19 protein-coding genes and 1 pseudogene are annotated in these 20,766 nt (G+C 44.7%); 9 read left to right on the top strand and 11 right to left on the bottom strand.

The window, feature by feature from the left end:
• Positions 1-35: 35 nt before the first annotated feature.
• Positions 36-3,068, bottom strand: coding sequence for a plasmid replication protein, CyRepA1 family (locus MiSe_RS01305; RefSeq protein WP_226573135.1), 3,033 nt, complete (start codon positions 3,066-3,068; stop codon positions 36-38).
• Between the two features lie 274 nt (positions 3,069-3,342).
• Between MiSe_RS01305 and MiSe_RS01300 the strand changes: the two genes are divergently transcribed.
• From MiSe_RS01300 to MiSe_RS50735, 4 genes are all read left to right on the top strand, one after another.
• The gene (locus MiSe_RS01300; RefSeq protein ID WP_226573122.1) at positions 3,343-3,840 is read left to right on the top strand and encodes an SAM-dependent methyltransferase; all 498 of its coding nucleotides are present in this window, start codon (positions 3,343-3,345) and stop codon (positions 3,838-3,840) included.
• Between the two features lie 174 nt (positions 3,841-4,014).
• Positions 4,015-4,296 (top strand): hypothetical protein, encoded by a 282-nt coding sequence (locus MiSe_RS01295; protein ID WP_226573119.1) that lies wholly within the window; start codon positions 4,015-4,017, stop codon positions 4,294-4,296.
• A gap of 4 nt (positions 4,297-4,300) precedes the next feature.
• Positions 4,301-5,152 (top strand): TIGR02452 family protein, encoded by an 852-nt coding sequence (locus MiSe_RS01290; protein ID WP_226573116.1) that lies wholly within the window; start codon positions 4,301-4,303, stop codon positions 5,150-5,152.
• A 149-nt stretch (positions 5,153-5,301) separates the two neighbouring features.
• Positions 5,302-5,433 carry a hypothetical protein gene (locus MiSe_RS50735; RefSeq protein WP_264196271.1) on the top strand — a complete coding sequence of 44 codons (132 nt, stop codon included), beginning with the start codon at positions 5,302-5,304 and terminating at the stop codon, positions 5,431-5,433.
• A gap of 510 nt (positions 5,434-5,943) precedes the next feature.
• On the opposite strand, the gene MiSe_RS01285 is transcribed toward MiSe_RS50735, so the two are convergent.
• From MiSe_RS01285 to MiSe_RS01260, 6 genes are all read right to left on the bottom strand, one after another.
• Positions 5,944-6,828, bottom strand: a complete 885-nt coding sequence (locus tag MiSe_RS01285) for a PhzF family phenazine biosynthesis protein (RefSeq protein ID WP_226573114.1) — start codon at positions 6,826-6,828, stop codon at positions 5,944-5,946.
• A 72-nt stretch (positions 6,829-6,900) separates the two neighbouring features.
• On the bottom strand, positions 6,901-8,424 hold the full coding sequence (gene trpE / locus MiSe_RS01280; RefSeq protein WP_226573111.1) for an anthranilate synthase component I: 1,524 nt from the start codon (positions 8,422-8,424) through the stop codon (positions 6,901-6,903).
• Positions 8,425-8,569: 145 nt separating this feature from the next.
• Complete coding sequence (locus MiSe_RS01275; protein ID WP_226573108.1) at positions 8,570-8,959, bottom strand: hypothetical protein; 390 nt, start codon at positions 8,957-8,959, stop codon at positions 8,570-8,572.
• Positions 8,960-9,034: 75 nt separating this feature from the next.
• The gene (locus MiSe_RS01270; RefSeq protein WP_226573104.1) at positions 9,035-9,610 is read right to left on the bottom strand and encodes a hypothetical protein; all 576 of its coding nucleotides are present in this window, start codon (positions 9,608-9,610) and stop codon (positions 9,035-9,037) included.
• A gap of 305 nt (positions 9,611-9,915) precedes the next feature.
• The gene (locus tag MiSe_RS01265; RefSeq protein ID WP_226573101.1) at positions 9,916-10,341 is read right to left on the bottom strand and encodes a photosystem I reaction center subunit II PsaD; all 426 of its coding nucleotides are present in this window, start codon (positions 10,339-10,341) and stop codon (positions 9,916-9,918) included.
• A gap of 278 nt (positions 10,342-10,619) precedes the next feature.
• Positions 10,620-12,608: a DICT sensory domain-containing protein gene (locus MiSe_RS01260; RefSeq protein WP_226573099.1), complete on the bottom strand. Its 1,989-nt coding sequence runs from the start codon at positions 12,606-12,608 to the stop codon at positions 10,620-10,622.
• Between the two features lie 335 nt (positions 12,609-12,943).
• Here MiSe_RS01260 and MiSe_RS01255 point away from each other — a divergent pair, with 335 nt between their 5' ends.
• On the top strand, positions 12,944-14,053 hold the full coding sequence (locus MiSe_RS01255; protein ID WP_226573096.1) for a glycosyltransferase family 4 protein: 1,110 nt from the start codon (positions 12,944-12,946) through the stop codon (positions 14,051-14,053).
• Between the two features lie 24 nt (positions 14,054-14,077).
• Here MiSe_RS01255 and MiSe_RS01250 read toward each other — a convergent pair whose 3' ends face one another.
• Positions 14,078-14,254: a DICT sensory domain-containing protein gene (locus tag MiSe_RS01250; protein ID WP_226573093.1), complete on the bottom strand. Its 177-nt coding sequence runs from the start codon at positions 14,252-14,254 to the stop codon at positions 14,078-14,080.
• A 340-nt stretch (positions 14,255-14,594) separates the two neighbouring features.
• On the opposite strand from MiSe_RS01250, the gene MiSe_RS01245 reads away from it, so the two are divergent.
• Entirely contained in the window at positions 14,595-15,140 is a 546-nt protein-coding gene (locus tag MiSe_RS01245) for an NADPH-dependent FMN reductase (RefSeq protein ID WP_226573090.1), read from the top strand.
• A 232-nt stretch (positions 15,141-15,372) separates the two neighbouring features.
• On the opposite strand, the gene MiSe_RS01240 is transcribed toward MiSe_RS01245, so the two are convergent.
• Both MiSe_RS01240 and gntT read right to left on the bottom strand, forming a co-directional pair.
• Complete coding sequence (locus MiSe_RS01240) at positions 15,373-15,531, bottom strand: hypothetical protein (RefSeq protein ID WP_226573087.1); 159 nt, start codon at positions 15,529-15,531, stop codon at positions 15,373-15,375.
• A 200-nt stretch (positions 15,532-15,731) separates the two neighbouring features.
• Positions 15,732-17,093, bottom strand: a pseudogene (gene gntT / locus MiSe_RS01235) (guanitoxin biosynthesis MATE family efflux transporter GntT).
• 376 nt (positions 17,094-17,469) lie between these two features.
• On the opposite strand from gntT, the gene ric reads away from it, so the two are divergent.
• The 3 genes from ric to MiSe_RS01215 all read left to right on the top strand — a co-directional run bounded on the left by ric (position 17,470) and on the right by MiSe_RS01215 (position 19,548).
• Positions 17,470-18,198 (top strand): iron-sulfur cluster repair di-iron protein, encoded by a 729-nt coding sequence (ric, locus tag MiSe_RS01225; RefSeq protein WP_226573079.1) that lies wholly within the window; start codon positions 17,470-17,472, stop codon positions 18,196-18,198.
• A gap of 66 nt (positions 18,199-18,264) precedes the next feature.
• Positions 18,265-18,594 (top strand): carboxymuconolactone decarboxylase family protein, encoded by a 330-nt coding sequence (locus tag MiSe_RS01220; RefSeq protein ID WP_226573076.1) that lies wholly within the window; start codon positions 18,265-18,267, stop codon positions 18,592-18,594.
• 18 nt (positions 18,595-18,612) lie between these two features.
• Entirely contained in the window at positions 18,613-19,548 is a 936-nt protein-coding gene (locus tag MiSe_RS01215) for a c-type cytochrome (protein WP_226573073.1), read from the top strand.
• A gap of 359 nt (positions 19,549-19,907) precedes the next feature.
• Here MiSe_RS01215 and MiSe_RS01210 read toward each other — a convergent pair whose 3' ends face one another.
• Complete coding sequence (locus MiSe_RS01210) at positions 19,908-20,759, bottom strand: esterase/lipase family protein (RefSeq protein ID WP_226573070.1); 852 nt, start codon at positions 20,757-20,759, stop codon at positions 19,908-19,910.
• Positions 20,760-20,766: the final 7 nt, after the last annotated feature.

Here is a 20,766-nt window from a genome sequence, read left to right as displayed (position 1 = left end):
CGAAGACAGCGCGTACTACGAACAAAGCGATCGCTTCACACTAGCATTCCTCTATCCGTCTTATATAAACTTAGATCTCTTTGCTGCCAAATTTGAAATATTTCCTGTCTGCCGTCGTAGAAAGTTGCTGCATCTATTTTGTAAACTCTCCGCCGAATGCGTTTTAGCTTTAATCCTAGCAAGCTTAAAATAATGCTGATAATTTTTATCGAGCTAATTTCCTCTTTCCCTTTTTCATAATCCCTCCCGATCTCCAGCGCTCTTTTGATATGATTGCTGCAATAAATTGCAGTTTTTTTTAGTTGAACTAAATCTGAATCTCTTTCTTGAAACTCGCGTTCTATATCGAGAAAATCCGGGATTTTTAACGCTTTTAATGCCTCAATTTTTAAGGTGTAAGTTTTCAAATCTGGCAGGAATACCTGGCCTTCGCCTATTTTTAAATAGTGGCTCCATTCCTGGAAATCTTTGCTCCGAAAACAGTGGCGTTCGCCTATTAAATAATAATGCATTAATAGTTGAAAATAATAACCCTTATCATCCCGCAATTTCAGTTCTGGAGTAACTTCTATCCCATACCGCTGTTTCAAGATATATTTATGAACTTGGTAGCGTTGCTCATCGGTTAAAGACCCCTTGGCTAACAGATGCTCGTATTCTTTAAAGCTGATGTCATTTGCCCGAGCAACAGCCTCAGCTTCATCGGATTCTATTTGACTATGAATTGTTTTAATTTTATGTTTGATCGATTGAGCCTTTTGGCTTTTATTTTTCAACTGTTTTTGCAGATAAAAAATTTCTATTACCAGCTTTTTGGCTAGTTCTCTATTTTCTGGAACGGCTGCCAAAAGTGCCTTACGTAGCTTGATAAGCCGCTCTTTTGCAGTTGCTTCACCCATCAGGTTGACTTGATGTCCTTCCGCGATTAATCCTTCTAGCATTGATTGACGATACAAGGTAATAGAAGCATTCACCCTGGCGGCAAATTTAGCCCAATTTCTCAAATGAATTAAGTCAACAACCAAAGGTAAATCTACATCTATTTTATGAGATGTACTCATCAAAGCCAGGTTTTCTTTTTGATTTTCCTGATACCATTGAGATAGCAATCGGTAATTCTTACTACCGCTGCCAATAAAGCGAATTCCCCGCTTGGCACACCAAACAAGTCGCGGGACATTAGAACGAACTCTTGCTAATGCTTGTCTCGCTTCCGAGTCGGTAATTATTCCTTGAAAAATCCCATAAACGCGATCAAAATGTTCGACATCAATGCTGACTCCCGTCCCCAAAGTGGGAGTCACAAAAACCGCGTCATAATCTTTTGAACTCTTGTTGATCTGAGCGACAAAATTGACGGCTTCGTGCCCCGGTGTGTTGGTTGTTTGACTGCTGACTACTAGGGTTTTGGGATATTGTTTTTGAAATTGTTCGAGGCGCTGTTTAATGTAGCGGTCAATCGTTTCTGGACTGTAACGTCCAGAACGACTATCGGTAGTGACGTAACACTTTTTCCCGGCGATTAAATCTTGTTCTAGTTGTTCAATTAACAGCGTTGGGTTTGGGGAATCGTAGAATGTCACATTCCACCCATTTGCGGGTTTCCATTGATTAACTACCACCCAAGGTTCAATCGGAATTTCTGCCAATCCTTTGAGGTAATCTAGGGAAATATCTGATAAATCGGCATCTTGGGCGATTACTAACCCACCCGTTTGCAGAACGGTGGAAATTAACTGCTGGAAGACTTTCAAAATTTTGACTCTTTTATCTTTACAAGTGTCGCTGTTGAGGAGATGCCACAAAGATTGCTCAACTTCATCTAAAATAATAATCCCACCTCGCCAATCTTCGGGATTGAGTTTCCAGATGGAATCAATGCAAAGTCCTAATGATGGGTAATGGGTAATTGGTAATGGGTAATTGGTCATCGATGTCAATCCCCAATTTAAGCCGATTTTGTCGCATAAAAATTTTCCCAGCTGGATGCGGTGGGTAATTAATAAAACGGGTTTACCTTTGGTTTTTGCTTGTGTAACCAGTGTTTCTAGGGCGGTTGTTTTTCCCGTTCCTTTGGCAGATTTGACTCCGACTAATCCAGATTGGGGAAATGGCAAGGAACCTAAATAATTTTGATTGAGAATCAGTGCGCTTGCATAGGTTAGTTCGGTGTGGGGTTTGGTTTTGGCTAGGTCGGTTTCTAAGTCTATGCTGGATTCATAAATGGTTTGGAACGCAGCTGCACCTTGGGCAACAATAAATTCATCTACGCCTTTTTCTACTCCGGGAAGTCGGATGACTTTGACTTGGCAACCTGTTTGTTCTATAAGATAACCGAGTTGCGCGATCGCACTCTCCACCGCCCTTTTTTTCTTCTCTTCCCTCTCGTAGTCAAAACAAATATAAAAGGTACGCCCTGACTGAGCAAACGCTGCTAAATCTGGTATAATCTGTCTGTTTTTTATCCGACCTTGCCAATCTCTCGTCACCCGGTAGCCGCTGGTAATTCCCGGTAATCCGATCGCAACATACCCCTGGGTCAACAAAGCCGCTGCTTTTTTCACTCCCTCACATATAATTATCGGGACTTTTTGTTCCACCACCCACTGCCAAAACCCTATGGCTTCCCCATTTTCACCAATCGCAATATTCTCTGGCATTGCAATACTGTAACGCCAAGCCGCCTGCTGCCAAATGTGCAATGACACCCTCAGACAAAATATCCGCGTTGCCATTCCCGGCGGATGTTCGTATTTGATCGGTTTGCCTTCTCGATTCTGCCGGGGATGATTTGGCTTATAGCACCCCCATTCCATCTCCTGCCAACGATTTAAAGGGTCTAACCCCGAACACCACCAGCCGCCTTTTGCCATCTGTGCGTAGCGACGCCGCCACTGGAGGCTAACAATTCCTATATTTGTGCGAGGTATGCAGCTGGAGATAAACAAATACTCGTAAGGCACATTTCCTTCTAAAGACAGGAAATTCAGCGAGGCCAGGATCGGGTCAATGCTGCTGCCTTTGACGAATTCATCGACGTGTTGCGGGTGGAGATGGGGCAGATGCATGGTGCGAGTCTTCCTGGGTCAGAGTTGCGGGTCAATTCCGAGACACAATACATATGGTGTCCGGAATGCTAATTTTAGCCAAGACTACTCTATCTGTAAAATGGTCGAAGATCGTAGAAACCGGGTTTCTGGTTGCGATCTCTAGTTTCCCAGGGACGATTTTTCCGAGAAACAAAGGTGATTGGCAAGCGGGTTGCCAAATCAAGCGATCTAGAACTGTATCATGCATTTGCGGTTTGCAGTTAACCTAGAGATCCGGTCAAAAAAGCAAAAGATGCCACAATTTCAACCAGACATCGGTCACATACCCAGCCATCCAGATGTAATACAAGACATCCTCAACCTAGCCAAAATCACTCCAGAGGATATTTTTTACGACTTGGGGTGCGGGGATGGACAGATGGCGATTGCAGCAGCCCTACAATGCGGTGCAAGAGGCGTTGGTATCGATATCGATCCGGATCGCATCCAGGCAGCTAACGAGAATGCTTTGGCTGCTGGTGTGAGCGATCTCGTTACATTTCGTCACCAAAACATATTTGAAAGCGATTTTAGCGATGCAACGGTAGTTTATGTTTACTTATTGCCCCATGTTAATAAAAGACTCCGTCCCATGTTATGGAACCAACTTAAACCTGGAACGCGGGTACTATCCCTAGATTTTGACATGGAAGATTGGGAACCAGAGCAAGTAATTTACGTACCAACTCCCGAAGCCGAATTTACGATTTATCGCTGGGTAATTTCTGGTAGAGAAATTGAGGTAAAATGAGATAATAACGCAAGTTGCTAGTTATCTATCTGCTTGGGGCTAATGGCTAATGGCTAATGGCTCAATCAAAAATCCTATATTAGCAATTAGCAATTAGCAATTAGCAACGCCAAAGCTTATAACTAGCAACTTGAGATAATAGAAGGTAGGCTTAACTTCAAAGGTGTAATTGCCATGACTGATGAAGAATTAAAGCAGGTTGTTGAGAGTAACGCTAGGGCAATCCAAGCTATGTTAGATGCAATGGTTGAAGCGAGACAGGAGCGAGAAGAATTTCGAGACGGTATGTTACGACTCCAGAACGTAGTAGAGCGATTAACAATTGTGCAAGAAGGTATAGCCAACTTGCTAGCATCTATCGATGAAGATCGCCCCACTATTTTTAGGAAAATCGCAGCAATTGAAAGTAAAGTCGATCGGTTGTTAGAGCGAAAACAAGAAGGCGAAGATAGGTGAATATATGACTAATCCAGAGCAACGCATCCTCATCGCTCAAGAAACCATAGACATTCTCAAACAAGGATTATACCAAAATAAAAATGGAGAATTTGTTGAAATTAGAGATGATTTACTAGCTGCGAAAACTAAATCGATTCATTACTCGTCAGACAGATTTAATCAAGTTTTTAGGGAACGCGATCGCCTTGCTACAATTGCCATTAAAACCAGTTTTGAAGTCAATAACGAAACTACACTGCGCGCGGCGAGTCGGTTGGTGAATCAAGAAGGGATAGAAAAAGTCTTATGCTTAAACTTCGCTTCAGGCAAAAACCCCGGAGGTGGATTTTTAAGAGGGACTCAAGCGCAAGAAGAAAGTTTAGCTAGAGCAACTGGACTTTATCCTTGTATTGCTCAAATGACAGATATGTATAACACTAACAGAAATCTAGGTTCGGCGCTCTACACCGACGATATGATTTATTCCCCCCAAGTTCCAGTAATCAGAGATGATGACGATAAACTTTTAGACAAACCTTTTTTAGTATCAATCCTGACTGCACCAGCAGTCAAAGCAGGCGAAGTTAGAGAAAAAGGGAATCAAGAAGAAATAGATCGAATTGAAAGCATAATGTTCGCGCGAACCGAAAAGCTGCTTTCAATCGCCGCCATTCAGGGTGACAAAGTACTTGTGTTAGGCGCTTGGGGTTGTGGCGTGTTTAAAAATAATCCTGAAAATGTTGCCCGATATTTTTACCATCATCTTGTAGAAAACCCTCAACTCAATTGCTTTTTTGAAAAAGTTGTGTTTGCGGTGTTAGATAATTCACGAGATGGTGCTACTATTAATTCATTTCGCTCAATTTTCGAGTAGGGTGCGTTAGTCGAGAGTACGGCACCGCCATTTGATGGTGCGTTACGGCGCAAATCTGGGGAAATTAGTCAAAAACAACAGATTAAATTGCGCCTAACGCACCCTACGACCGATCGATGAAGAAACCCTAGAAATTCTCAAACAAGGGTATGAAATTTCATCAGCAACTAGAACCCGTGGGAGTTCTCTTCCACTTAGATGGTGGATATACGAAGGTTTTCTTAGAGCGATCGCAGGACTGGGGAATGGTCGATTTTTGGATTGATATGATGTCCGCCTAATTACCCTTAATAAAAATCTCTCTGCGTCACCGTGTCACCGTGTCGCCGCGTCATTCCTAACTATGGGTGAAGAACCGGACATGATATGATTGGGATATTCCAACCAATTCCATAACGCCAGATTTACGAAAAATCGGTTCTCGCTGCTTTATGAATCAAGTCTCAACTCAGATGAGGATGATAGTTTTGAAGAGATTCGTGCAGGATATCCCGATCTGCGCCTGGTTCGACTTCCAGAAATAACTTTTTTGAACCGCCATAGACGCGCAGCGGCTTCCCGTAGGGTAGACGCCATAGACGCTTTCTTCAGCTTCTCGAAGAGTAGAACGCCAAGAAGAGTAGTACGGCACCATCTCTGCGCGGTGCGTTACGGCGCAGATCTGGGGAAATTATTCAAAAACAACAGATTAAATTGCGCCTAACGCACCCTACAAATAAGAATAGAATAAACCGCGCAGAGGAAGAGAAGAAAGAGACTTGCCTCAATAAATTAGCATTGGTATGCTTTGTTTAAACAAATTCTCCTTTGGCGACCAAAATCACCTTTCCACCGACTGAAACTTCAATTCCTTGTTTACCTCTTTGCGCTTTTAATAACAGCAAAGAACGTCTACCAATTTCATATCCTTGCTCGACTCGTAAATCAATTGGTGCTGACCCAAAATAAGAATACTCGACTAAATACCCAGCCAAACAACCATTAGCACTCCCCGTCGCCGGATCTTCCGGAACTCCTAAATAACCGGCAAACATCCGTACATTTAGATTATTTTCCGGACTATAAGTTTCGGGGCAAAATACCAAAATCGCTTTCGCTTGCGTCTTTTCAATTAGCTCAAAATATTTATCTTTATTCACCTTAATACGCTTAATTGCTTCCAGAGTTTTCAACGGCACGATAATAAACGGCACTCCGGTCGAAACTTCTTCAATCGGAAACCTCGAATCTATCTCGGATACATCTAAATTCAACACGCTTGCAATCTTATCTGCCGAAAACCCCTGACCAAAAGTTGGCGTTTTTTGCTGCATCCACAACCATTCTACCGACTCACCCCCATAATGCAGCGTGACTGGAATTTGCCCAACTTTGAGATTTAAATTAACTTTGTCAACCTGATTTTTAACTATTTCTTGCTGTATAATATAAGCAGTTCCTAAAGTCGGATGCCCAGCAAAAGGTAACTCTTGCTCAGGGGTAAAAATCCGCACATCATAACCACCCTCTCGCATCTCTGTTGATGAGATAAAAGTAGTTTCCGAATAATTCATCTCCTTAGCGATGCGCTGCATCTGAGAATCCGATAACTCACCCACCCCATCACCCGTAAACACAGCCAACTGATTGCCAGTATATTTCCCCACCGCAAACACATCAACAATGTAAAAGTTCATAATTTGCTAATTGCTAATTGCTAATTGCTAATTGCTAATTGCTAATTGCTAATTGCTACTATTAGCCATTAGCTATTTTAAACAGCGAATCGCTTCCAACAAACCCCTTGCCTTATTAATCGTTTCCTCATATTCTTTTTCAGGTTCAGAATCAGCGACTAACCCGGCACCCGCTTGCACCGATACCGTATGCTTGCCATTTCCTTGACTGCGGACGACCATCGTGCGGATTGCGATCGCGCTATTCAACTGCCCTTCAAAATCATAGTACCCATAAGCCCCAGAATAAACCCCGCGCCGACATCCCTCCAATTCATTTATAATCTCCATTGCCCGAATTTTAGGCGCACCGCTGACCGTCCCCGCTGGGAAACACGCTTTCAACAAATCCCAAGCTGTTTTATCTTGCGCCAATTCTCCCACGACATTACTCACAATATGCATCACGTGGGAATACCGTTCAATTACCATTAATTGGTCTACTTTTACGCTACCGATTTTACAGGCGCGACCCAAGTCATTTCGCCCCAGATCTACTAGCATAACGTGTTCGGCAATTTCTTTCGGATCTTGCAACAATTCTTCTGCCAAAGCGTTATCTTCTTGAGTTGTTTTACCCCGGCGTCGCGTTCCGGCAATTGGTCGCAAAGTTGCTATTTTATTACCATCCCGATCTCGTTCTGATTTTACCATCACCTCGGGACTGGAACCGATAATTTGCCAGTCGTTAAAGTGAAAATATGACATATACGGCGAAGGATTAATTAACCGCAACGAGCGATATAGTGCAAAAGGATCGCCGCTGTATTCTGCCGATAGTCGCTGGGAAAGTACTACCTGAAAAATATCCCCTGCTTTGATATATTCTTTTGCCTTTTTAACGTTGTCGCAAAACTGTTCGCGGGTGATATTACTCGTATACTCGGTTTCCCCTGCACCTGTTCCTGGCGGTTTCCATTCTAAAAAGGTACTCTGCTGGCATAGGGGAGATTGCAGTTTATTGACTAACTGGGTGACGCGATCGCACGCTTGCTGATAAGCTTCCTCTAACTTCACCTCCGGGTCGCGCAAGTCTGCGTATGCGATTGCCCATATTTTCCGCTTCACCTGGTCAAATATCAACAGGTGATCGACTTGCATCCACACTCCATCCGGCAAGTCTTTTTCCCCCGCCGGATAAATTTGCACTTTAGGTTCGATCCAGCGAATTAACTCATATCCCCAATATCCAAATAATCCGCCAATACCGGCAGGAAGTTGGGGCAATTTTACTGGATGATAGGGCGTAATGCAGTAGGTTAATGCTTTAAACGGGTCGCCTTCAAATTCTACAATCCAACCGTCGCGGTGGATTTGGGTCGTGCGATCGCCTCGTGCTTCCAACACCCACACCGGGTCGCATCCCAATAAACTATAGCGTCCGATGTTTTCTCCTCCTTCAACCGACTCCAACAAAAAACTGTAAGGTTGACCAGCACAGACGCGATACCATGCAGATACTGGCGTATCCAGATCCGCCACCCATTCCTGATACACGGGGACGAAGTTACCTTGCTTAGCGAGTTCGGCGAATTGGGAGAAATCGGGGAATATCATAAATTTACCGGGTGAGGATGGGACGCACCTGCCCCAACAGAAAATTTTACCCCAATCTGAAGAGTTTTATTGAGTATTTTAGATTTTAGATTTCAGATTTTAGATTTCAAATTTCCCATCTTTGGTTTTGCCATCTGCACTTCGGCTATCTTCTATTTGAAAATAGCGTGACGCATTCCTGCAACTGTCCTAAAGCACCTTCATGTATTTTCTGCGAGTCTATTCTATATAATTCATTCAAATCTAAGGGCGTTTCTCCTTGACTAAATTGCCATCCTACTGTCGAATTCGGCTCGACTTCTGCCACGGTTAGATCGTTAATTGTATTTTGGCTAATTGTGCCTCTAAAGCACTCATTTCTTTCCATACCTGTATAGCTCATGCCGATAATGTTATTCCCAGTTTTACGCAAGACAAAGTAATAAGTATCTTTTTCGTCTGGCATTTGAGATTCCCCATAAAGATACACGCCATTGGGTAAGCTTTGAAATGTCTGTGTAGATTGGGACAAAACCGGGATTGATCCAGCTAACATAACTAAGTTCAATAAGCTAATACTAAGGAGCGATTGGCTTTTCATAAGCATCGTTATTTGAAGGGTATGACAATTTTACCGTAAGGATGGCAGCGCCAACCTACAACCAGATGCATTAAATTCCCGCACTACTTTATTCACCTCCTCTGTAGTGGTTCCCGATGACTGAGCGAATTGTCTAGGTGCTGGCAAAGATACCGGGGAGTGATAAGGAGTTTCGACAAAAATATCTGGTTGATTATTTCTTACACTCGCCACTCCCAAGTAGTCTCCTTCTTTTAAAATAACTTCTCTTCGATTCGTGCGGATTTGTCCATTAGAGACGGTTCCCAAACTTAATTCAGCCTCTTGGATCCCAATATAAATCAAACAAACGCGCCCGCTTGTATTGGATGGATAAATACTCAAACTTTCCTCATATCCCGACCAATCCCCTAAAAAAGGGGAGACAGCGGGAGCGACTCTTGACCAAGCTCTGACAAAAGCTTCTCTGCTTTGTTTTTCTGCTGGGGAACGTCTGTCTTGAATATTACTTGACCGAATTTGCTGGCGTAATTTTTCCCTTAATCTTTGCAATTCGGTTGCGGTTGGATATCGCTCGGATTGTTGCTGTGCCAAACTGGTTGTAGCGCTAATCGCTAAAATTGCCATAGCTACAAATCCAACTCTTGTTAATAATTTTACCCTCATTACACCCCTCCCCCCTGCTCCCCTGCTCACCTGCTCCCCTCTCGCTTCAAACATCAAATCTCGGAGAGATAACCCTCCGAGACTTGACTTTTACTATGCGTGCCGGACTTTTCCAAACACAAAAATTGTGACATTCCGCGCAGAAATATCTGACGGATTCTTGGGCTCATCTTGTTTGAGATGATGCTAGGCTTTGCGACCTACTCCTCAAGCGTGAATTCCCGTGTGCCCCACGGTACAAGATCTATTGTAGCACTTACAACCAATTAAGGATCGTAAGTTTTCTTGCCGCTGAATTTGATTTTGGCGGGATCTGGGTTTTCGCCGATGCTGCGGTCAACCTTACCGACGTAGGGACGGCCTTGGTTCACCTTTTCGGGGAACACGCCATCTGCGGGATGGATGAACTCGACGTCGCCGTTGGGGAAAATCCGGTAAATCTTGTAGTTGTTGATTTTGAATTTTGCCCGCAGTTGCTGACCGCCCAACATAATGCAGTATTCTTTGCGGGCGAGGTACAGCAGGTTTTCACCTTCGTTCATGATAGCCGCGCCGCCAGTAGGCATTTCAAATACCTGCTGCTTGGGGCTAGTCCAGGTGATGGCGTATTTTTCTTCAACCTCTGCTTTGGTCAGCAAGCCACCAGTGCCGCCGCCAAAGATAGGGGTTTTTCCTTTTAGTTCTTCTGACATCTAAAACCTCCGTAAAGAGACTTTCGGGATTACCCGCGTTGTAGTTATGGGAAGATAAATGACGGTCAATGAACGTTTTCCACGTTTCTAGGGCATCGTATCACTGCGATCGCCTCTGTCTAAAGACTTTGTGAGGAACTGTTACACTTCTTTAGCAATCGGTAATGGGTAATGGGTAATTGGTCATTGGGGGAGCAAAGGGGATGGGGGAGCTGGGGAAGAAACTACTTCTAGTTCAAGAGTCTCCCTTGTCTCCCTTGTCTCCTCTGCTCACCTGCTCACCTGCTCACCCGCACCTTTTGCTCCTCTGCTCCTCTGCTACCTTCAACGATGGGGATGGTGAAGTTAAACTGACTCCCGGTGTCTTTCCCATCTGATTCGGCCCATATTTTTCCACCCCAGCCGTTGACGATTTGACGGCAAATAGCCAATCCTAACCCCGTACCGCCTGTGGTTCGCCGCAGAGCGCCTTCTTCTTGATAAAATCGCTCGAATACGGTTTCCAGACGATTGGGTTCGATGCCTCGCCCCGTGTCGGCGACGGTGATTTCTAGCATTTGATTGCCGTTTTGCCGCGCCCGCACTGTAATCTTTCCTTGGGGGGATGTAAACTTGCAAGCGTTGTCCAACAGTTTGGTGAGAACTTCCACCAACCATTCTCCATCGGCTCGCACCAGGGGCAATTCGGGTGGCACTGCGTTTTCGATTTGGGGCAATTCCTGCTTGGAGTGGCGGACGCGAGTACTGCTAATGGCTAATTCGACGCATTCTTCGACTTGTAAGGCTTCTGGATGCCATTCTACCCGTCCGCTTTCTAGTTTTGACAGGGTGAGGAAGTCTTGCACGAGTTTTCGCATTCGTTCGGCGTCTGCCAGTGCCGAGTTTAGCATTACCTGTCGCAAATCCGCCGACATGTCGGGTTCGCTGGCGAGACTTTCCAAACAGACTTGTATCGTCGATAGGGGCGTCCGCAATTCGTGTCCGGTAATGGCAATTAAGTTGCTGCGGGTGCGTTCTAAGGCTTCTAGTTGCCCATTTAAATCTTCTAAGTTGGCGTAGGCTTCGGCTTGTATTAAGGCTACCCCGATTTGGGATGCGATCGCTTCCACCAATTCCAGTGCATCATCTTCCCACCGATGCGGCTTTAATCCGCAGTGGTGCAATTCCAGCATCCCCAACAATCTACCCCGATTCAGCACTGGCACCAGCAACCAAGATACAATCCCAAACCGACGCACCAATTTCTTTAACGTCGGTGAATTGGCAATCCTGACATCTTGCTGCGTGTCGGCGACGTAGACTCGTTCCTGATGCTGCACCACTTCCTGGAATAGGGGATTGTCTTTCAAAGGCCAAGTTTCCCCCGCCAGCGAACTAATGCCCGGTCTTAAAAACTCGTGCTGTACCGTCCTGGTTTCATCGGTCTGCTTGCAGCGATAAATCAGACACCGACATACTTGCATCGCTTGCCCCAATTCTTGCGCCGCTTGCTTTAGCACTTCGTGGGCATTCAGGGATTTACGGATAGAAGCTGTAATAGAATTTACCAGTCGCTCTTTACGTTCGGCAGCCGCAATCGAACGATAAGCTTTGAGCAATTTATACTGACCAGCTTGTAGATAGGTAACCAAGCGTTGGGCGAAGGGGTCGGGATTGGGGCATTGGGAATTGGGCATGGGGCAACTTTCCCCAGCTCTATTTTCTGGGTTAATTCCCAGAAAAAGCGATCGCGCCTGCTGTATTTTGGCTTCTAATTCGGGTCGATACACTAATATCAGCTTTAATAACAATTCTGCGGCTTTGCAACTGACTTGTCGGTCAAATGTCCAAATCCCTTCAAATCGACGGGATGGGTCGATAAACGGCACTTGAATCTCGGTGGGTAATCCCTCCCTTTCCCGACATACCAAGCAACTCGCGTATTGCTGTCCAATTACAATCAAGTTCCATTCGTGACTTAATTCGTCCTCTGGTGAGAAGGCGACGGTTTCATAGTCTCCCGAACCACTGGTAAAGCTGGTTTCCGATGCTGCCAGCACGTACACTTGCTTCGTTTGTTCCGCGATGCGGCGATACCGATGAGCTTCTTGACGGTAAAAACGCTCTCGCTGAAAACTAGCAATAATCAATGGTTCGTCTAATCCCGCTAAAACTTGGTCTTCCATCGCGTGGGAGAGTGCCGTTAAGGAAGACTTGAAGTACATTTGCGGACGCAGCTGGGGCTGGTCTTGCAGCAGCTCTGCTAGCACGGAGGTCTGGATGCTCATAGCTTTTAGTTTAACTGCCAACGATCCCTAGCGAGATCGCGCCAGCGCTCCTTCTCCCCATTAATCTCTCATTCACATCTGTAAATTTTCTTTGCGGTCTTAACTGTAGTCGTAATGGCTTCGCTTTATAGCTCAATTAACCGACGAGTAAAAGTTAAAGCGCGAGATTGGCGATTTGCTCGGATTGCGTATTTGCGCATCATGGGTTAATATCCACAGAAATGATGGAAAATAAACTCTCTCTTTTGTGCGCTCGCCAGTAAAAATAGTTGTTTTTACTTATTTTTATGGCGCGAACGGTGAGTTTTAATAGTTAAACTTGGGTTTTACATCTAATGAAAAAAATAAAATCTCTATTAATTTCATCAAAAGACGTTCCTTCGGATACCTACGGTACAGGGCAACGTCTTTTGTCTATCAAAATCGCGTTAGAGAAATTAGGTGAATGTCGCGTACTGTGGCTGGCTCCTCAACCGCAAGAGAATATACCCGCCACTGTAGATTATACCGCGCCAAGCGGTATACCGCATAATCCAGAGCGGATGTATTGGATACGCAGAAACCTTAGTTTCAGCAATTTCCGCTTATATCTACCCGCCATTAAAGAAGTCGAAAAGATTAGAGAAACCTACCAATTTGATGTTGCTTTTTGCAGTTTTTTTGCAGCCTCGGTTGCTGCCCCGCATCATTTTGTGCCATGTATTCTTGATGCGGATCGTCTTCCTATGCCAGAAACCACGCTAACTAGAGCTATATGGCCAGTTACAAAATATATGATGAATCGATGCGGGGCGAAATTCAAACATGTTTTTGTGATTCGACCAGATGATAGATTTATTTTGAATAAGTGCAACACGACTTGGCTTCCTTGTATTTCTGCCACCGCAAAAGCTCAGATCGATGTGCAGTCAGATGCGAAGAATATTTTATTTGTCGGCAGCGCTGGTTGGCAACCAAACCGAGATGCAATTACGTTTCTAATCACTCAAGTACTGCCTCGCCTGCGCGCAATTAATCCAGAGTTAAGAATTCGTCTGGTTGGGGATGGGACAGAGGCTTATTCTGGTATTGATGGCGTTGATGCGGCTGGTTTTGTAGCCGATATCGTGCAAGAATACAAACAAGCCTTAGTTGTCATGTGTCCTATTTGGAACAAAGGGGGCGCTAATGTTAAATTAGCAGAGGCTCTTCAATATGGCTGTGCAATAGTTGCGAGTACTAACGCAGCAGATGGATTTCGTGGCATTGTCACTCCTGGAAAGGATATCTTGGTCGCAGAAAATAATGAAATGATGATAGAAGTCTTATGTAACCTAATAAAGAATCCAGTTCAGTTGGTAAAAATTAAAGAAAATGCGAGGCTTCTTGCTGATAGCTTCCTTTCGCAAGCATATATTGATAAAATCATCAAGCAGATAGTTAGTAATGTCGTCGAGCAACAATAATTCTCGGAATCCAGAATCTCTGTACTAACCCCTTTTGATAGTTGGGGGTGCGGCATCTGGGTTCAAACCCTTACTATGTGCGGGTATTAGGTCTTCCATCCCGTGGGAGAGTGCCGTTAAGGAAGACTTGAAGTACATTTGCGGACGCAGCTGGGGCTGGTCTTGCAGCAGCTCTGCTAGCACGGAGGTCTGGATGCTCATAGCTTTTAGTTTAACTGCCAACGATCCCTAGCGAGATCGCGCCAGCGCTCCTTCTCCCCAGGACTTACGCCCGAAGATCCTATCACCAAAGTTTCCAGCTGCGTTCGCTCGTTCCCCACCCGACGATTTTTCATAGAAACAAAGGTGATTTGCCTCAGTTCTTCTCCCCATTAATCTCTCCTTGACATCTGTTAATTTTCTTTGCGATCTTAAGTGTAGTCGTAATGACTTCGCTTTAACTCCCTAAATCAACCCGCGAGTAGAGGTATTACCTCGAAGTAGACGTTTAAGTGAAGTTAAGTAATTTTGCGTTTAGTAAAGACACGTCGAACAGGGAAATATGGTCAAAATAGTAGGAATTGCCGGTAGTTTACGCCCCGACTCCTATAGCTACCAGGCATTAATGCAAGCAGTACAACGAGTACAAGCTTTAGGGGCGGAAGTAGAAATTCTCGACCTGCGGAAAATGAACCTACCATTTTGCGATGGGGGAGAAGAGTATCCAGACTACCCAGATGTGGAAAAATTGCGCGCAGCAGTCAAACAAGCAGACGGGATAATTTTAGCAACGCCAGAGTATCACGGTAGCGTCAGCGGCGTGTTAAAAAATGCCCTTGATTTGATGAGTTTCGAGCAATTATCCGGCAAAGTTGCGGGTTTAATTAGCGTGTTGGGCGGTCAATCTAACAGCAACGCCCTCAACGATTTGCGGATAATCATGAGATGGGTACATGGATGGGTAATTCCCGAACAAATAGCCGTGGGACAAGCATGGAAAGCCTTTGGTTCAGAAGGCAAGCTGTTAGATGAAAAACTCGCGCAACGGTTCGATCAATTTGCTCAAAGTTTAGTGGAAAATACCCGCAAGCTCAGAGGAAATTATTAGCTTTAGTATTGCTCAAATAAGCCAACAACGAAAAATCCGCAGATTTCAACTATCTGCGGATTTTTTTGGATATTTTTATCTTTCATGGCCGCAAAAAATTATAATTGCTAGACCTTGACACAGAATAAAAGCTAAGGAGAAGATCCAGCGAAACCTTCGCGTTATCCCCATTGAGAATTGAGAATTGTTAAATTTTATATCTTGTAAAATGAGTAATTATAGTAATATTTAGTTAAGGATTGTGTAGCTGTTGCTCAACCCCAGTGCGATCGCGGATCGAGTCTTTCCCCGCCTCCATCATCCCATCACCTCGCCAATTCACAATTAAGAATCTCAGGACTGACGCAGGCGGAGCCAAAAACCCGGTTTCTGGTAATTGTACTGACGGCAAAAGCCTGTTAATCCAATTACCAATTACCCATTACCCATTACGGCTGTCACAACTATTAACTACTAACGCAAGTTGCTAGTTATAAACAAGGGCGTTGCCAGCTGGCTAATTGCTAATTGCTAATCTTGGATTTTTACCAATCTCGCCATTAGCGATTAGCCATTAGCCGCTCCAAGAGAGATAACTAGCAACTTGAGTTACTAGGGACTTGAGTTATTAGACATCTGGTGACAGTTTTTGCTATCCAGTGTCTTAGGTAATTGTGACCCCAGCACTACAATCATGACGGTCATGTAACAAACCAGCGCCATCCATAACAGGTGATTATTGTGGAGATACCATGCTGTTGCAGCTAGGGGTGTAAAACCGATTGCCAAGGCTAAAAGCACAGTGTTACGAATAATTGCACCTTCTTTTAAACCAATAAAGTATCCTTCTAACATGAAAGCGATCGCAGTTAATCCCAAAAGCGGTAGTAGCCAAATTACATAACTACTAATGTGTTCGTTCACCTCTGCATGATTAGTCAATAATCCAAATACTGGCTCTGGGAATATCACAGAGCCGATGGCAATAAATAGGGCAATAAATAAACTGGTAATTACAGAAATAGTCAACAATGGAATCATCTTCTCTGTTGAACCTTTACCCTGAAAATTGCCAGTCAAGGTTTGTGTTGTCATCCCTACCCCTTGGATGGTAAATTGACTCAACAGAGCAATTTGCAACAGCAATCCGTTTTCTGCCAAGGTAATTGTTCCCATTGTGGCACTCAAATTTGTAAAGATGGCATAAGTAGAAATCAATACTAAAAATCGCACCAGAATGTTGGTTTTGAGAACAACAGTTTCTTTTAACGCCACCCAATCAAAAACCTCTTGTAAGGGGGCTGCTAATTTTGTCCATTGAATGCTCAAGCACACTCCCACCAAGCCAGTCACTAACGCCAAATACTGACTAACTGCTGTAGCCAGTCCCGCTCCCATGCTTTCCCATCCCCACTTGACAATCATCAAATAGTCCAGCAGAACATTAGAACCATTACCAATGACAGACATCAACAACACCAGACTATTCATTTCTCGCCCCGTAAACCAACCAATCAATACAAAATTGAGCAACACCGCCGCAGCTGCTCAAATTCTGGCATAGAAATAGTCAGTTCCAGAACTTTCAATTTCTGGAGAACCGCTTAAAATCCAGAACCCCAGTTTTTGAATTGGGTATTGCAACAACAAGATGATTAATCCCAGTCCCAGCGCAATTACAGCACTCCGCATCCCGACTAATAATATAGTTTTGTGGTCATCCATCCCGACGGCTTGTGCAGTTAAGGCGTTGACACTGGAGCGCAAAAACTTTAACACTCGGTAAAGGTAGTCAAACAGTATAGTGGCTAGAATAACTCCTGCTAGGTGGCGGATATCTGCTAAATGTCCCAAAAAGGCTATGTCAACAATACCCGCCAAAGGAACCATCATGTTGGAAAGCACGTTAATGCTTGCCATGTTGTAAAAGCGTGGTAAGAAGTCATACTGGAGTGATACTGCTGCAAGTCGCATAAGATTGAGTGGATTGAAGCTATTGATTTAAATTGGAACTATTTAATTTTAGGCGATAGTCCAAATGATTGATACCAGGCAATTAAGTACTGGTATTTTTAGCTTCAGGGGGCGAATTGCGCCCCCAAACCATAACAATTCAGAATTAAGAATCTTTTAAGGTCTGTTTTGACTTAAGTCAAGGAATACCAAAAGTCGTTCGCTTAGGCTTGAAAGTATTGATGAAGTCACAGGAAAAGGCAGATTCAAGCTGGCAATTATGACGTTTTCGGGAATCATCCCATCGTGAAACCGGCGCTTGTAACCGTTGTCAGAAGTGAGTTGGGGTGAGGGTAAACCAACTGTAAATCACCTAAATCCAATCCAGGAGGCAGCTATGACAATCTTTCAAATCCACGATACCGTAGGCGCGATTGTCCGCGATCGCCCTTCCCTTTCCCGCTTGTTCGAGCAAGCCAAAGTTGACTACTGCTGTGGTGGCAAAAAGACCCTAGAAGAAGCCTGCCGCCAGGTCGGGATCGACCCCCAGGGTTTTCTGGCTCAACTGGAAGCCAGCACTGCCTCCGACGAAGAACCAGAAGTGAATGTAGCGACTTTATCCCTGACAGAACTCGCCGACCGCATCGAGCAAACCCACCACGCTTACCTACATTCTGAGCTACCGCGCCTAGAAAAAATGACGGCGAAAGTTGCTGCCGTACATGGGGATAAAGAACCTCGTTTACACCAAATTAAGGCTGTATTTCTGGCCCTATCCCAAGAACTAGCAACGCACTTGATGAAGGAAGAACAGATTTTGTTTCCGATGATTCGGCAGCTAGAATCATCGGAAACTTTGTGCTTATTCCAGAGTGGCATTCTTGCTAACCCAGTGCGCTGCATGGAATTCGAGCATGAGGAAGCGGGTATCGCCCTAGCACAACTGCGCCAACTCACCGACGACTTCACTCCGCCAAATTGGGCGTGTAATACCTATCGTGCCATGCTGGATGCTCTAGCTAATTTTGAACAAGATATGCACCAGCATATTCACAAAGAAAACAATGTGCTGTTTCCCCGTGCTATGGAAATGGAACAGCAAAAAGCGCGTCAGTTTTCGGTGTAGGCATTCTTTGGCATCTTAGCTTTGATGCTGGGAAGGTAGGGTGTAATTGGGAATTTGGAGGTCTTTATGAACGCGGAAGCTGTTCCTATTCCCCCAGAAATCTATCAGCAGTTTGTTGAACGCTATCCCAAACTGGAAAAAGCTTGGGAGCAACTCAGTGAGGCAGGCAGAGAAGGACCGTTGGATGCCAAAACGGTCAGATTAATTAAGTTGGGAATTGCGATTGGCGCGATGCGAGAGGGAGCGGTGCGTGCCAATGTGCGTAAAGCGTTCGCTCTCGGTATTTCCCAAGCAGAAATTGAACAAGTCATTGCCTTAGCCGCAGCCACTCTGGGGATGTCTGCCACTGTAGCCGTCTTCTCTTGGGTGCAAAACGAACTGAGTAAAAACGCTTAAAACAAAGGTGAAAAACCTATGGAATTCATGTCACGGCTGACTCAGCAATGGCAACGCTGGTGGTGCTGCTGGGGCAGATCTTTACTGGTAATGCTATTGACCAGCGGCATCCTGTGGTTCGGGAGTATGGCGACCGCAACAGCCGTTACCGTAGAGGAAGGAAAAACGCTGTTTGAACAATCCTGTGCCTCTTGTCACTCGATGGATGGCAGTGGCGCAAGTTATGGCCCCGATCTGCAAACGGTGACTCAAAGACGCGATCGCGACTGGTTAGTACGCTGGATTGCTGCACCAGAGAAAGTCATCGCATCGGGAGATGCGATCGCGACTGAGTTAGTTCAGCAATATAACGGCGTTCCCATGCCCAATATGGGATTGCAACCCGATCAAGTTGAATCCATCGTCGTTTATCTGGAAAATGGGTTGGGAAATGCCATTGCCACCCCACCAGAAACAGCAACCGCAACATCGTTAGAGACAGACTCACCAATTGCTGGTGATGCCATCATTGGACAAAAGTTATTTACCGGAACTATTCCCTTTCAAAATGGCGGTCCTGCCTGTATGTCCTGTCATACAGTGAATGTGGTGGGAGCCTTACGGGGCGGCACGCTTGGACCGAACTTAACCCATGTTATCGATCGCTACACCGAAGTCGGTCTTCAAGGTGTCTTGCCCACCTTACCATTCCCGACTATGCAAAGCATTTATCAAAACAGTCAGCTGACGGAAGCCGAACAAGCTGATCTACTGGCTTTCTTTAAAGCAGCCAATCAATCAGAAACACCAAACACAAGTAGCACCGAAGTTGCATCTTTCCAGCTTTCTTCTACTTGGAAATTCATTCTGCTGGGTTTGGGAGGATTTCTCCTGCTGGTATTACTCAGTCAGATTACCTGGCGCGATCGCCTCACAGGTGTACGTCAACGTTTAGTTGAGGGAGAAAAATCATGAGCTGGATTAAACGGAAGTTGCCCCCTGCGGGGCAACTTTGGTTGGCTGAAACCCTTGTCCTGCTTTGTTTATAGCCATTTTGCCTCAAAAATGTGTAGTCATGTAATTTAAGCTTTTCTTAAGCTTTGTCGATTCAACCACGATATATGATTTTATTGAGCCAAAATTGGCTAAAACCAGCGCCACATAAGGGTTTCCACAAAATGTAGTCATGTAACAGATTTTCCCAAATGCTGGAAAGTCATATTGGGTAATGGTTTCAGCCGGAAGTTACCCCGCGTCGCGGGGTAACTTCCGACTAGATTTTCCGGCTGTGCGATTGCGCGCGAGACTGCGATCGCGGGAAAATTCAGCAAGCCCTATGTACGATAGTTTGTCCCAACGATCGTTAACAGGCGATCGAGTGGAAAATGATCTTTGAATTGCTTGAATCCAACCGTATTGGTGGAATCGTTTTGCTTTGTTGGATTGAATTGCTCGATTTCATCATCCGCTTGCAAAAAAGGAATCCAAGAGAGTTCTTGCAAGAGCTGAAAACTGATTCCTTGATGTGGTGTTCCCAGCGTCACAATTTTGTTAATCGATTGCTCCGCAGTGGCTTTCCCTACTCTCGTTTCTTTATCCTGGAAAGCGCCTTGAATAGATTGACGAGCAATTAGTCCCCCCATCGAGTGGGCAACAATATTCACTTTGTTGATGTACGATTCAAATCCTTTTGCCTTCAGTTTAATATCAACCAAGGTGCGGATAAAGTCGATCAGTCGGGTTAAAGCAATGCCATATTGTTTAAAGGCGCGATCGCTCAAATCATAGTATCGAAACACCCATATCGTTTGACGCGGATCATTATTTGAGTTGATCAGGCTGAGAGCCATAGCTGGATCAATCACAACTTTACTTTTAGAAAAAAAGCCCGCTTGATCCAATGCTTCTAATCCTGGCGGAAGATTTTCGCGAAGATGTGCAGTTTCTTTGTTGGAATAATTCACTACGTTGGTAGCATCTTGATACTTCCAGTTAGATTTCATCAACCGAAGAATAAGACCTTCATAGATATAGTTCTTACCTTTTTTCAGCGGATAAACCGTCCCATCATTGAAGCCCTGATACGCATTTTTCTGCTCATCAACAACATCTGTGCCACCAAAGCCACGAACCAAGATTAGAGGTAGAGCCTCTCGTGTTTGAACTGAGTTAGAGGTATTTGACATGGGATAT

The organism is Microseira wollei NIES-4236, from assembly GCF_020521235.1.
GTDB classification, from domain to species: domain Bacteria; phylum Cyanobacteriota; class Cyanobacteriia; order Cyanobacteriales; family Aerosakkonemataceae; genus Microseira; species Microseira wollei.
This window is presented reverse-complemented; position numbering and strand designations above follow the sequence as displayed.